This window comes from Arthrobacter sp. P1_A5, from assembly GCF_056406825.1.
The window spans coordinates 34,684-47,151 of the sequence record NZ_JBFTZL010000042.1 but is presented as its reverse complement, the minus strand read 5'-3'; the positions used below and the strand labels follow the sequence as shown (position 1 = coordinate 47,151).

Sequence of the window (12,468 nt, the reverse complement as noted above, 5' to 3'; positions counted from 1 at the left end):
GCCTGGCCAGCAGCGGCTGCAGGTCGGCGGAGTCAACTCCCGGCACGGCGCCGGCAGCGGCAGCGGCGCCGGCGGCCTGCGGGCCGGGGGAGGGGCCCGAACCGCGGGCGCGCACCCGCCCGTCGGCGCCGACCAGCACGGCCCAAACCGGGACGCGCTGGACCAGGGCCGCGAGGAGTTCGTGCTCGGGGCGCGCGGACAAGACCGCGCGCATGAGCTGCCGGCTGGTGTCGGCCAGCTGGCGGAAGGTCTTGGCGTTGTCCGACTCGAGGAGCCGGGAGAATTCCAGTCCCAGCGCGGCGAACGGGAGGCTCTCCGGGATGGCGACCAGGGTCAGGTTGTGCTGCCGGCAGGCCCGCACCACGGCATCGGGCACGGCGTCGAAATACGGCTCCAGGCCAAAGCCCAGGGCGCCCACGCGGGCCTGGACCAGGCGCCGCACATAAGCGTCCACCGCCTCCTCGCTGCCGCCCCCGCCCACGAACGGCAGGCCGGCCGTGAGCAGGAACTCGCCGTCGAGCAGGTAGGGGGTGGGATCTTCCAGTTCGCTGGGCTCCACCCAGCGCAGGCGCTCCTGGCCGTTGCCGCCGTCGTGCACGACGGCCAGTGCCGGCAACTGGCCCAGGAACTGCGCCAGCGTGACGAAGCCGAGCCGCTCCGGGTCCTCAGCAGCCACGGCCGCGGCCCCCGTGCCGGCCGCCCGGCCGGCGGAGTCCAAGTGCATTAAGTCTCATGGGGGAAGACTACAGGTCATTTTGCACAACCTTGAGAGGTGGCTCACACGCCTAGGGTTGGTTCGGGAAACCGACCACTACTGAAGATAAGGACGTCAACGATGACTGTGCCAACTCTGATCGGCGAACGCCCGCCGGCGGAAGCCGGCCGTCCCGGGCTCACCGCCCAGCTCCTGCGCCGCAAGCCGATCGGCCAACTGGTCCGCGAGGCCGAGACCGGACACGGCGGCACGCGGCTGGTCCGCAGCTTCGGTGTCCTGCAGCTGACCATGATCAGCGTCGGGGCCACCCTGGGCACCGGCATCCTGGTCATCCTGGGCCAGTCGGTGCCGCTCGCCGGCCCGGCCATCTGGATCTCCTTCGCCATCGCCGGCTTCGCCGCCCTGCTCTCCGCCGTCTCTTACGCGGAGATGGCCGGCCTGGTCCCTGCCGCCGGTTCGAGCTACTCCTACACCTATGCCACCATGGGCGAGGGCATGGCCTGGATCTGCGGCTGGTGCCTGGTGCTCGAATACGCCGTCTCCGTGGCCGCCGTCGCGGTCGGTGCGGGCCAGTATGTCAACGAGGCCCTGGCGGTCTTCGGCCTGGAACTCCCGGACGCCATCTCGCAACCGCCGGGAGCCGGCGGCGTGCTGAACGTGCCCGCAATCGTGATTGTCGCCCTGGCCACCGTGCTGTTGGTCCGCGGCGCCAAGGAGAGCGCCTGGATCAACACGGCGATCGTCCTGGTCAAAGTCGGCATCCTGCTGTTCTTCTGCGCCGTGGCCTTCACCGCTTTCAACGGCGGACACTTCGAACCCCTCATGCCGATGGGCGCCGCCGGCGTCTCGGCCGCAGCCTCCCGGGTCTTCTTCTCCTACATCGGCTTCGATGCAGCCTCCACGGCCGGCGAGGAGGCCCGGAATCCCAAGCGCGACCTCCCGCGGGCCATCCTGCTCTCCATGCTGATCGTCACCAGCATCTATGTGCTTGTGGCCGTCGCCGCCATCGGCGCGCGCCCCTGGGGCTGGTTCGACGGTACCGAGGCGGCCCTCGTGAAGATCCTTGAGGAAATCACCGGCCAGCCCTGGGTTGGCGTGGTGTTCGCCGTCGGCGCCGTGCTCGCCATCGCCAGCATCGTGCTGACCGTGCTGTACGGGCAGACCCGGATCCTGCTTTCGATGTCGCGCGACGGCCTGGTGCCCAAGGTCTTCGGCCGGATCTCGGCCCGGACCGGCACGCCGGCTGCCGGAACCCTGATCGTGGGCACCGCCGTCGCACTGACCGCCGGCCTGGTGCCGCTCGGTGCCCTCGCGGACGCGACCAGCATCGGTACCCTGTTCGCCTTCGCCTTGGTCAACGTGGCAGTCATTTACCTGCGGCGGACCCGGCCCGAACTCACGCGCAGCTTCCGCGTCCCGCTCTTTCCGCTGACACCGGTTCTCGGCGCCCTCATGTGCGTTTACCTCATGGCCAACCTCGGCGCCGAGACCTGGGCGGTGTTCGGTGCCTGGATGCTTGTTGGCTGTGCCGCCTACTTCGGCTACGGCCGGAAGAACTCCAGGGTGGCTGCGCTGAGCCACGAGGACTACCTTGACCTATCAAGCCGCCACCCTGACAACACCACCACACACGAGGAACTGAAGGCAGAGATCTCATGACCATCGCCACCGAACTTCCGGCTCCCGAACCCGCTGCTGAAGCGGGCGCGGCGCCCGTCACCATGCTGAATCCGGACTTCCCGTTCAGCTACGACCACTACCTCGCCCACCCGGAGGGCCTGGGATCGGTGCCGCCCGAGCTTTACGGGACCGAAGTCGCCGTCGTTGGTGCCGGACTGTCCGGACTGGTGACCGCGTATGAGCTCATGAAGCTGGGCCTGCGGCCGGTGGTCTACGAGGCCGACAGGATCGGGGGCCGGCTGCGGACCGCCAGTTTCCCGTCCGCGCCGGGCATCGTGGCGGACCTCGGCGGAATGCGTTTCCCGGAATCCGGCAAGGCCTTCTACCACTATGTGGACCTGCTCGGGCTGCAGACCAGGGCCTTCCCCAATCCGCTGGCGCCGGCGACCTCCAGCACGGTGATCGAGCTCGCGGGCCAGAAATACTATGCCGAGACCGCGGCAGACCTGCCGCCGTTCTTCCGTGAGGTGGCGGACGCGTGGAAGGCCGCCGTGAACGACGGCGCCGGGTTCGCCGAGATGCAGGACGCCATCCGCGCCCGGGACACAGCCCGGATCAAGGACCTCTGGAACGCGCTGCTCCCCCAGCTGGACGAGCAGACGTTCTATGGCTTCATCGCCGGCAGCGACTCCTTCAAGGAAGCCGGATTCGCCCACCGCGAGGCCTTCGGGCAGGTGGGATTCGGCACCGGCGGCTGGGACACCGACTTCCCCAACTCGATCCTCGAAATCCTTCGGGTGGTCTACACCGACGCCGATGACCGGCACCGGCTCATCGACGGCGGCGCGCAGCGGCTCCCCGAGGCACTGTGGGAGCACGCGCCGTCGGGCATGGCCCACTGGCCGGACGGCACCTCGCTGGCCTCGCTGCACGCAGGCGCGCCGCGCGGCGCCGTGGACCGCATCGCCCGCGACGGCGGCGGCGACTTCCGGATCCGGGAACGCTGGGGACGCGAATCCGCCTACCCGGCGGTGGTGACAACCTGCCAGTCATGGCTGCTCTCGACCCGGATCCACACGGACGAGGCCCTGTTCCCTGCCGAACTGTGGACGGCGATCGAACGCTCCCACTACATGCAGTCCTCCAAGACCTTCGTCATGGTGGACCGGCCGTTCTGGAAGGACATCGACCCGGCCACGGGCCGCGAGGTCCTGTCCATGACGCTGACCGACCGGCTGAACCGTGCCACCTACCTGCTGGACAACGGTCCGGACCAGCCGGCCGTGATCCTGCTGTCCTACACCTGGAACGACGACGCGCTGAAGTGGCTCTCGCTCACCGCGGAGGAACGGGCGGAGCTCATGTTGCACTCGCTGGAGCAGATCYACCCCGGGGTGGACATCGCCAGCCACATCGTGGGCCAGCCGATCACCGTCTCGTGGGAGGCCGACCCCAACTTCATGGGCGCCTTCAAGGCCAACCTGCCGGGACACTACCGCTACCAGCAGCGGCTCTTCACGCACTTCAAGCAGGACGGGCTGCCGGCCGAACAGCGCGGGATCTTCCTCGCCGGCGACGACGTCTCCTTTACCGCCGGCTGGGCCGAGGGAGCCGTCACCACCGGGCTCAACGCAGTCTGGGGCGTCGTCAACCACCTCGGTGGCTCCACCCCCGCCGGGAATCCCGGACCGGGCGAGCTGCTCTCCGAGCTCGGGCCGATCGCCCTGGACTGAGCGGCGCCGGCCCCGGCGCTGTGCTCCTCAGGCGTTGTGTAGTTGGCGGTGCGCGCGTGCCAGTTCCTGGTAGTGGGCGGCGTTGTGCTGGACGCCGGCGAACTCCTCGTCGCTGAGCTCGCGCCGGACCTTGGCCGGAACGCCGGCCACCAGCGAGCGGGGCGGGATGACGGTGCCCTCCAGCACCACGGCGCCGGCGGCGATGAGGGACCCGGCGCCGATCACGGCCCCGTTGAGGATGGTGGCGCTCATGCCGATCAGGCAGTCGTCCTCAACGGTGCAGCCGTGGACCACGGCGCTGTGGCCGACGCTGACCCGCGCCCCGACGGTGCAGGGGAAGCCGGGGTCGGCGTGCAGCACCACGTTGTCCTGCAGGTTGCTGCCGGCGCCGACGGTGATGGCGGCGGTATCGGCGCGGACACTGACACCGTAGAAGGCGCTCGAGTTCTCGGCCAGGGTGGCGTTGCCGATCACGGACGCCGTGGGCGCGACGAAGGCGGAGTCATGGACGGCCGGAGTGGTACCGGCGAATGCGTAGAGGGGAGCCATGCCTCCAGCCTAGGACACACCGCCGCCCCCGTCAGGCGGGGGAGCGGAGCACTGTGAAGCCCTCGCCGCCCCAGCCCGAGGTGCGCGGGTCGCCGGCGCCGCGTGGGTCGGGTGCGGGGAGTATGACGGCGATCGGCGCGCCCGGTTCGGCCACCCGCCCGAGTTCGCGGACGACGTCGTCCCACTGTTCCGGGGGCAGGCCCGCAAGGGCATCCACCGCCCACACCGAGTCAAACGCGGCATCGGCGAACGGCAGGGAAACCGGTCCCGCCACGGAGGCTTCCAGCCCGTGGGATCGGGCGATGTGGATGTTCTCCTCGGACTGGTCGACACCGGTGAAATGGATGCCGGACTGCACAAAGTGCAGCCCGTCGGCGCCCGGGCCGCAATCCAGGCCCAGCACGCCGTGCCGGCCCTCGTTCTTCAACAGCGCCACAAACGATTCGAGCCGGTCCCTGCGGGAGGATTCCATAGCTCCAGTTAATGACCGCTTCTAGTTAAAGACAACCGTCCGGTTGCCGTCGAGCAGGACGCGGTGCTCGGCATGCCACTGCACGGCCTGGGCGAGGGTCCGGCCCTCCACGTCGCGGCCCATCTGGACGAACTGCTCCGCGGTGCGCCGGTGGTCCACCCGGATGACTTCCTGCTCGATGATGGGCCCCTCATCCAGGGCCGCCGTGACGTAGTGCGCCGTGGCGCCGATGAGCTTCACGCCGCGGGCATGCGCCTGGTGGTAGGGCTTGGCACCCTTGAAGGASGGCAGGAACGAGTGGTGGATGTTGATGGCCTTGCCCGTCAGTTCGGTGCAGAGCTCGTCGGAGATGATCTGCATGTACCGSGCCAGGACTGTGAGCTCGATGTCGTGTTCCTTCATCAGGACCCGGAGGGCGTCCTCCGCCTGGATCTTGGTGTCCGGGGTGACCGGGATGTGGTGGAACGGGATGCCGTAGAACTCCGCCAAACTCTCGAGGTCGCGGTGGTTGGACACGATGGCCGGAATGTCGATCGGCAGGGTTCCGGAGCGCTGCAGGAACAGCAGGTCGTTCAGGCAGTGGGCGGACGTGCTGGCCATCAGCAGGGTGCGGACCTTCCGGCCGGCCGGGTTGAGGCTCCACTGCATCCCGAAGGCCTGCGCCACGGGTTCCAGCGCCGCCTGCAGCTCCGCCTGGGCCGCCGCCGTCGTCGCCTCCACCCGCATGAAGAAGGTGCCCGTTCCCTGGCTGCCGTACTGCTGGGAATCTGTAATATTGCAGCCCGCCACCAGGAGGGCCCCGGCGACGGCGTGCACGATGCCAGGCCGGTCAGGGCAGGAAAGAGTCAGGATGTAGGAGGCAGTCAGGTTCTCATCAGTCACGAGGAACAGCCTACCTGCGCTTCAAGGGCAGTTTTGAAAGGGTTTTGGTAGTGTTAACCCGTCGCAACTGGCGTTGGATGGCTAACCATCAGGGAGCGGCACTCACGAAGACCACGGATCGTACGCCTGGGCCGAGGGTCATGTCTTACCGGTCGGCAGCATCACCGCTGCCGCACCGTTGCTGGTGCCCGCACGGGGTGCCGGCCGCCGCTGTCGCGGCCCCCTGTTAAGGGGCCCGTAATCAAGGGGCGGCGCAACGGGCCAGCCGGTAGCCTGACCAATAGCCGTACCCGTTGCCAACCAGGAGTTCCTCGTGACTACTACCACCGCCACCTCAGCCGCCGTGAGCAACCAGCCGCTGGCCGAACTCGACCCTGAAATCGCCGCCGTCCTGGCCCAGGAACTTGGCCGCCAGCGCGGCACCCTGGAAATGATCGCTTCCGAGAACTTCGCCCCGCGCGCCGTGATGGAAGCCCAGGGCTCCGTCCTGACCAACAAGTACGCCGAGGGCTACCCGGGACGCCGCTACTACGGCGGGTGTGAATACGTCGACGTCGCCGAGCAGCTCGCGATCGACCGCGTCAAGGACCTGTTCGGCGCCGAATACGCCAACGTGCAGCCGCACTCCGGTGCGCAGGCCAACGCCGCCGCGCTCGCCGCCATGATCACCCCGGGCGATAAGATCCTGGGCCTGTCCCTGGCCCACGGCGGGCACCTCACCCACGGCATGAAGCTGAACTTCTCCGGGAAGCTCTACAACGTCGCCGCCTACCAGGTCGAGGAAGATGACTTCCGGATCGACATGGACAAGCTGCGCGAGCAGGCCATCGCCGAAAAGCCCCAGGTGATCATCGCCGGCTGGTCCGCTTACCCGCGGCACCTCGATTTCGCGGCCTTCCGTTCGATCGCCGACGAGGTCGGCGCCCTGCTCTGGACCGACATGGCGCACTTCGCCGGCCTCGTCGCCGCTGGGCTGCACCCGAGCCCGGTCCCGTACTCCGACGTCGTGACCTCCACCGTGCACAAGACGCTGTCCGGTCCGCGCTCCGGCGTGATCCTGGCCAAGCAGGAGTGGGCCAAGAAGCTTAACTCCGCCGTGTTCCCCGGCCAGCAGGGTGGCCCGCTCATGCACGTGATCGCGGCGAAGGCCGTGGCCTTCAAGATCGCCGGCACCGAGGAATTCAAGGAGCGCCAGGAACGTGTGCTCGAAGGCGCCAAGATCATCGCCGAGCGCCTCGGCCAGGCCGACGTCGCCGGTGCGGGCGTCTCGGTCCTGACCGGGGGCACCGACGTGCACCTGGTCCTGGTGGACCTGCGCAACTCCCAGCTGGACGGCCAGCAGGCCGAGGACCTCCTGCACTCGRTCGGCATCACCGTCAACCGCAACGCSGTGCCGTTCGACCCCCGCCCGCCGATGGTCACCTCCGGCCTGCGCATCGGCACACCGGCCCTGGCCACCCGCGGCTTCGGCGCCGAGGAATTCACCGAGGTGGCGGACATCATCGCCACGGCGCTGAAGTCCGGAGCTGCCACGGAGATCGAACCCCTGCAGGCCCGCGTGGACAAGCTCGCCGCCGATTTCCCGCTGTACCCGCAGCACGAGCAGTGGTAGGCCATGACTTCTTCGCACACCGCAAAAACGGCTGAAACTGCACGGATCCTTGACGGCAAGGCCACCGCCGCCGCCATCAAGGCCGAGCTGACCGAGCGCGTGGCCGTGCTCAAGGCCCAGGGCATCACGCCCGGGCTGGGCACCATCCTGGTGGGCTCCGATCCCGGCAGCACCTGGTACGTCGGCGGCAAACACAAGGACTGCKCCGAGGTGGGCATTACCTCCATCCGCCGCGACCTGCCGGAAGAGACCAGCCAGGATGAACTCCTGGCCGTGGTCCGCGAGCTCAACGAGAACCCGGAATGCACCGGCTACATCGTGCAGCTGCCCCTGCCCAAACACATCGACCAGGACGTCATCCTGGAGGCCATGGATCCCGAGAAGGACGCCGACGGCCTGCACCCGATGAACCTGGGCCGGCTCGTGGCCAACGTCAGCGGACCCATGAAATCCCCGCTGCCGTGCACGCCCAAGGGCTGCGTGGAGCTGCTGACCCGGCATGGGATCGACCTGAACGGCAAGCGCGTCCTCGTGGTGGGCCGCGGCGTCACCATCGGCCGTCCCGTGGGTCTGCTGCTGACCCGGAAGGACGTCAATGCCACAGTCATCCTGGCGCACACCGGAACGGTGGACCTGCCGGCAGAACTGCGGCAGGCCGACGTCGTAATTGCCGCCGCCGGGCAGCCGCACATGATCAAGGCCGCGGACCTCAAGCCCGGGGCGATCGTGCTCGACGTCGGTGTCAGCCGGGTCGACGACGGCAGCGGCAAGGCAGTGGTCACCGGCGACGTGGACCCCGCTGCGGCGGACGTCGCCGCCTGGCTCTCGCCGAACCCCGGGGGAGTGGGGCCCATGACCCGCGCCATGCTGCTCGCCAACGTGGTGGAAACCGCGGAACGCCAATGGGCAGAGGAACGCCGCCCGGGGCCCGCCTAAGGCTCCCGCGGTGGTTGGGCCGGCTTTCGGTGGGCCCAACCACCGCAGGATTCCGCACGTTCTACCGCCGGCCGGCATAACGGAACGGATACGTCAGGAGTTTTTACGAAAAGACTCTTTCATAGTTTGCGGGGATCCACTACCGTAGTGCGGGTGTCCGAACTTGCCTCTAAAGAATCACGCGCGAGCAGCCCCTCCGACGCCGCTCTCCCATACGTCATCACCGCCGAGAACCTGACCAAACGTTACGGCGACGTCACCGCCGTCGACGGCATCTCCTTCCGCGTTCCCGCCGGGGAAGCGTTCGGCCTGCTGGGCCCCAACGGCGCCGGCAAGTCCACCACGATGAAGATGATCGGCGGGGTCTCGCAGCGCACCTCCGGCAGCCTGAACATCATGGGCCTGGACCCCGAACAGCACGGGCCGGAGGTCCGCGCCCACCTCGGCGTCGTGCCGCAGCAGGACAACCTGGACGAGGAACTGAAAGTCCGGGACAACCTGCTGGTCTACGGCCGCTATTTCGGCCTGCCCATGAGCTACCTCAAGCCCAAGGCCGACGAGCTGCTGGAATTCGCCCAGCTCACCGACAAGGCCAACTCCAAGGTCGATGCCCTCTCCGGCGGCATGAAGCGGCGCCTGACAATCGCCCGTTCGCTCATCAACGAGCCCCGGATCCTGCTGCTGGACGAGCCGACGACCGGCCTTGACCCGCAGGCCCGGCACATCCTTTGGGACCGGCTGTTCAGGCTCAAGGAACAGGGCGTCACCCTGATCCTCACCACGCACTACATGGACGAGGCCGAGCAGCTGTGCGACCGGCTGATTGTGGTGGACAAGGGCAGGATCATGGCCGAGGGATCGCCGGCCAGCCTGATCCGCGAATACTCCACCCGGGAGGTCCTGGAGCTGCGCTTCGGCTCGGAGCGCAACGCGAGCGTCGGCGCGGAGCTCGGCGGCATCGGCGAACGGGTGGAAACCCTGCCGGACCGGGTGCTTATCTACGCCCACGACGGCGAGGCCGCCCTGGAGCAGGTCACCGCCCGCGGCCTGCGTCCGGTCACCTCACTGGTCCGCCGCTCCTCACTCGAAGACGTCTTCCTGCGCCTGACCGGCAGGAGCCTCGTTGACTAAGAAAGAGCAGCTGGCTAAGCCAATTCAGGCAGCGGGCACGACGGCGGGCGCCGCGGCGGCGGGGACGGCCCTGCGCGCGCACTCGCCGGAAGTATCGGCCGCCCGTGCCCGCCGCTGGGGCGCGTTCTACTACGCCGAACAGGTCCTGCGGGTCATGAAGGGCTACGGCTGGACCATCGTGATGTACGGCGTGGGACAGCCGGTGGCCTACCTGTTCGCGATGGGCGTTGGCCTGGCCACCCTGGTCGAGTCCAACGGCGCCGGCGTCTTCGGCGGGGTCAGCTACCTGACGTTCATCGCGCCCGCCCTGCTGATCTCGGCCGCCGTCATGACGGCCGCCAACGAGTTCACCTTTCCCGTGATGGACGGCTTCAAGTGGCGGCGCGTCTACTACGGCCCGCACGCCTCACCGCTGACTCCCGAGCAGATCGCCGGCGGCCAGATCATCGCCGTGACGGTGCGCTTCCTGCTGCAGTCGGCCATCTACTTCGCCGTCGTCGCGCTCTTCGGCGCCTCGCCCGGCGCCTGGGGCTGGGTGTCGATCCTCATCGCCACCCTCGCCGGCCTGTCCTTCGGCCTGCCGCTCATGGCCTACGCGGCCACCATCCAGCACGACAAGGGCCAGTTCGCCATGGTCATGCGGTTCATCGTCATGCCGTTGTTCCTGTTCTCCGGCACGTTCTTCCCGCTGGACACGCTCCCGCTCGCAGTCCGCTGGATCGGCTGGATCTCACCGATCTGGCACGGAACCGAGCTTGGCCGCGTGGTCAGCTACGGGTACGAGGAAGAGCCGTGGCTCACCGTCGTCCATGTCCTCTTCCTGCTGGGCCTGGCGGCTGCCGGCTGGATCCTGACCAAACGCCAGTTCGCTAAAAGGATGGCCTCATGAGCGTCCTGACGGGAAGTTTCAACACAGGGGACCACAGCGTCACCGAAGCCGCGCGCCGCCGCCGCTTCGGGGCCATCTACTCCCGCAACGTCCGCGCCGTCGTCGCCCGCGGGCTCATGGCCACCAAGAGCAGCAACTGGATGGTCATGGTCTCCGGGTTCTTCGAACCCGTGCTGTACCTGATCTCCATGGGCGTGGGCCTGGGCGCCATTGTCGGGTCGGTCCAGGGCCCGGGCGGGCAGGAAATCAGCTACGCCGCGTACATCGCGCCGGCACTGCTGGCCGTGTCCGCCATGAACGGCGCCGTCTACGACTCCACGTGGAACGTCTTCTTCAAGATGAACTTCGCCAAGCTGTACCAGGGCATGCTCTACACCTCGCTGGGGCCGCTGGATGTCGCCATGGGCGAAATCTTCCTCGCCCTGCTGCGCGGGGCCATGTACGCGACCGGCTTCACGGCCGTCATGGGCCTGATGGGCCTCATCACCACGCCGTGGGCCATCCTGATGATCCCGGCCTCGGTGCTGATCGCCTTCGGCTTCGCGAGCTTCGGCATGGGGATCACGAGCTACATGAAGACATTCCAGCAAATGGACTGGATCAACTTCGTCATGCTGCCCATGTTCCTCTTCAGTGCCACGTTCTACCCCCTCAGCGTCTACCCGCAGTCCATCCAGTGGCTGATCCAGGCCATGCCGCTGTGGCACGGCGTGGAACTGCTGCGCCAGATCAGCGTGGGGGTGTTTACGCCGGCCACGGCCGTGCACATCGGCTACTACCTAGTCATGATTGCCCTCGGCGTCCTGCTCACCACGAGCCGGCTGCGCAAACTGTTCCTCAAGTAGCCGTCCTTCCAAAAAGGAGAACCCATGATCGGAAAATGGCAGGCCCTCGTCATCGACTGTGAGGACCCGGACAAGCTCGCCGGTTTTTACCAGGAGCTGCTGGGGATGATCCGGGTGCAGGAGGACGAGGAATGGATTTCGATCGGCGACGCCGCCGACCGTCCCGCCGTCGCCTTCCAGCGGGTGGAACGGCTGGTCCGCCCGCAGTGGCCCGACGCCGAGCACCCGCAGCAGATGCACGTGGACGTGCTCGTCGGGGACCTCGACGCCGCCGAAGCCGAGGTGCTCCGGCTCGGCGCCACCAGCCTCGGCGCCGGGACGGAAACCTTCCGGGTCTACACGGACCCCAGCGGCCACCCGTTCTGCCTGGTCCTGACCTAAACGCTGGTCCTGACCTAAATGCTGGTCCTGACCTAAACGCTGGTCCTGACCTAGGCCGGGCGCCGGGGCGGCGTTCGCCCGGGGTGGAAGCGCAACGGGCGGCCGGCCCCGTTTGCGATAATGGGCTCATGCAATCTCTGGGTAGCTCCTCGTCCACGTCCAACGACACCACGGCCCGCGGCCGGTTTTCCATGTTCCGCATCAGCGGGCCGGGGCTGCTGGTCTTCATTATCGCGTTCGTGGTGGCCGTGATCTTCGCGGCCAACCAGAACGACGTCGTGGGCTGGATCGTGGCGATCATCGCCGGCTTCTGGCTGGCGCTGGCCTCCTTCGTCGTGTTCAGCATCCAGAAAGCCGCCAAGAAGGCCGGGGCCAGGCTGAACGAGGCCCAGAACGCGTTCAACGCCGCAGCGGGGCGGCCGCCGGCGGCGGGCAGCGCGGACCACGGCGGAACCCGCGTGGTGAGCGAAAGCCGCGCAGCGGACAGCGTCCGCGACATGAAGCTGGACCACTCCTTCAAGATTGTCCAGGTCCAGGTCCGGGTGGTCGAGCAGGAGCGGGCGAAGGGCGAGGCGGCGGATCGCGACACGATCAGCCGCGCCCTGGAGACCATCGAGATCACCGCCACCAACGCGCGGGACATGATCAAATCCTCGGGCGGCGATGACGCTCCCGTCAGCGGAACCATCATCGACTAGAGTGG

Annotated in this window: 13 protein-coding genes; 9 read left to right on the top strand and 4 right to left on the bottom strand. The window is 68.0% G+C overall.

The window, feature by feature from the left end; translation table 11 throughout:
- On the bottom strand, positions 1-724 hold a 724-nt coding region (locus AC1D1S_RS08930; RefSeq protein ID WP_476994257.1), incomplete at its 3' end, for a PucR family transcriptional regulator ligand-binding domain-containing protein.
- Positions 725-835: 111 nt separating this feature from the next.
- Here AC1D1S_RS08930 and AC1D1S_RS08925 point away from each other — a divergent pair.
- Together AC1D1S_RS08925 and AC1D1S_RS08920 are read left to right on the top strand one after the other, a co-directional pair.
- The gene (locus AC1D1S_RS08925) at positions 836-2,374 is read left to right on the top strand and encodes an amino acid permease (RefSeq protein ID WP_476994256.1); all 1,539 of its coding nucleotides are present in this window, start codon (positions 836-838) and stop codon (positions 2,372-2,374) included.
- Positions 2,371-4,068 carry a flavin monoamine oxidase family protein gene (locus tag AC1D1S_RS08920; RefSeq protein WP_476994255.1) on the top strand — a complete coding sequence of 566 codons (1,698 nt, stop codon included), beginning with the start codon at positions 2,371-2,373 and terminating at the stop codon, positions 4,066-4,068. Before AC1D1S_RS08925 ends, AC1D1S_RS08920 begins: the two co-directional genes overlap by 4 nt.
- A 27-nt stretch (positions 4,069-4,095) precedes the next feature.
- Here the strand turns inward: AC1D1S_RS08920 and AC1D1S_RS08915 are convergent, their stop codons facing one another.
- Genes AC1D1S_RS08915 through purU form a run of 3 tightly spaced genes read right to left on the bottom strand, consistent with a single transcriptional unit; the run spans position 4,096 to position 5,971 of the window.
- Positions 4,096-4,617, bottom strand: coding sequence for a gamma carbonic anhydrase family protein (locus AC1D1S_RS08915; protein ID WP_476943529.1), 522 nt, complete (start codon positions 4,615-4,617; stop codon positions 4,096-4,098).
- Between the two features lie 31 nt (positions 4,618-4,648).
- On the bottom strand, positions 4,649-5,089 hold the full coding sequence (locus tag AC1D1S_RS08910; protein WP_476943528.1) for a class I SAM-dependent methyltransferase: 441 nt from the start codon (positions 5,087-5,089) through the stop codon (positions 4,649-4,651).
- 21 nt (positions 5,090-5,110) lie between these two features.
- Entirely contained in the window at positions 5,111-5,971 is an 861-nt protein-coding gene (gene purU, locus AC1D1S_RS08905) for a formyltetrahydrofolate deformylase (protein WP_476943527.1), read from the bottom strand.
- 313 nt (positions 5,972-6,284) lie between these two features.
- Between purU and glyA the strand changes: the two genes are divergently transcribed.
- The 7 genes from glyA to AC1D1S_RS08870 all read left to right on the top strand — a co-directional run bounded on the left by glyA (position 6,285) and on the right by AC1D1S_RS08870 (position 12,463).
- Positions 6,285-7,583 (top strand): serine hydroxymethyltransferase, encoded by a 1,299-nt coding sequence (glyA, locus tag AC1D1S_RS08900; RefSeq protein ID WP_476994254.1) that lies wholly within the window; start codon positions 6,285-6,287, stop codon positions 7,581-7,583.
- Positions 7,584-7,586: 3 nt separating this feature from the next.
- Positions 7,587-8,519 (top strand): bifunctional methylenetetrahydrofolate dehydrogenase/methenyltetrahydrofolate cyclohydrolase, encoded by a 933-nt coding sequence (locus AC1D1S_RS08895; RefSeq protein WP_476994253.1) that lies wholly within the window; start codon positions 7,587-7,589, stop codon positions 8,517-8,519.
- A 153-nt stretch (positions 8,520-8,672) separates the two neighbouring features.
- The gene (locus AC1D1S_RS08890) at positions 8,673-9,650 is read left to right on the top strand and encodes an ABC transporter ATP-binding protein (RefSeq protein ID WP_043436284.1); all 978 of its coding nucleotides are present in this window, start codon (positions 8,673-8,675) and stop codon (positions 9,648-9,650) included.
- 10 nt (positions 9,651-9,660) lie between these two features.
- Entirely contained in the window at positions 9,661-10,539 is an 879-nt protein-coding gene (locus AC1D1S_RS08885; protein ID WP_243180417.1) for an ABC transporter permease, read from the top strand.
- On the top strand, positions 10,536-11,384 hold the full coding sequence (locus AC1D1S_RS08880; RefSeq protein WP_476946373.1) for an ABC transporter permease: 849 nt from the start codon (positions 10,536-10,538) through the stop codon (positions 11,382-11,384). The genes AC1D1S_RS08885 and AC1D1S_RS08880 overlap by 4 nt, the downstream gene beginning before the upstream one ends.
- Before the next feature lie 24 nt (positions 11,385-11,408).
- Positions 11,409-11,765: a VOC family protein gene (locus tag AC1D1S_RS08875; RefSeq protein ID WP_243180146.1), complete on the top strand. Its 357-nt coding sequence runs from the start codon at positions 11,409-11,411 to the stop codon at positions 11,763-11,765.
- Between the two features lie 128 nt (positions 11,766-11,893).
- Entirely contained in the window at positions 11,894-12,463 is a 570-nt protein-coding gene (locus AC1D1S_RS08870; RefSeq protein WP_243180139.1) for a hypothetical protein, read from the top strand.
- Positions 12,464-12,468: the final 5 nt, after the last annotated feature.

Bases quoted from the DNA above. Each gene is read 5' to 3' on its own strand.
- AC1D1S_RS08915 (WP_476943529.1), bottom strand. From the start codon at position 4,617: ATGGCTCCCCTCTACGCATTCGCCGGTACCACTCCGGCCGTCCATGAC.
- AC1D1S_RS08925 (WP_476994256.1), top strand. From the start codon at position 836: ATGACTGTGCCAACTCTGATCGGCGAACGCCCGCCGGCGGAAGCCGGC.
- AC1D1S_RS08880 (WP_476946373.1), top strand. From the start codon at position 10,536: ATGAGCGTCCTGACGGGAAGTTTCAACACAGGGGACCACAGCGTCACC.
- AC1D1S_RS08870 (WP_243180139.1), top strand. From the start codon at position 11,894: ATGCAATCTCTGGGTAGCTCCTCGTCCACGTCCAACGACACCACGGCC.
- AC1D1S_RS08910 (WP_476943528.1), bottom strand. From the start codon at position 5,089: ATGGAATCCTCCCGCAGGGACCGGCTCGAATCGTTTGTGGCGCTGTTG.
- AC1D1S_RS08875 (WP_243180146.1), top strand. From the start codon at position 11,409: ATGATCGGAAAATGGCAGGCCCTCGTCATCGACTGTGAGGACCCGGAC.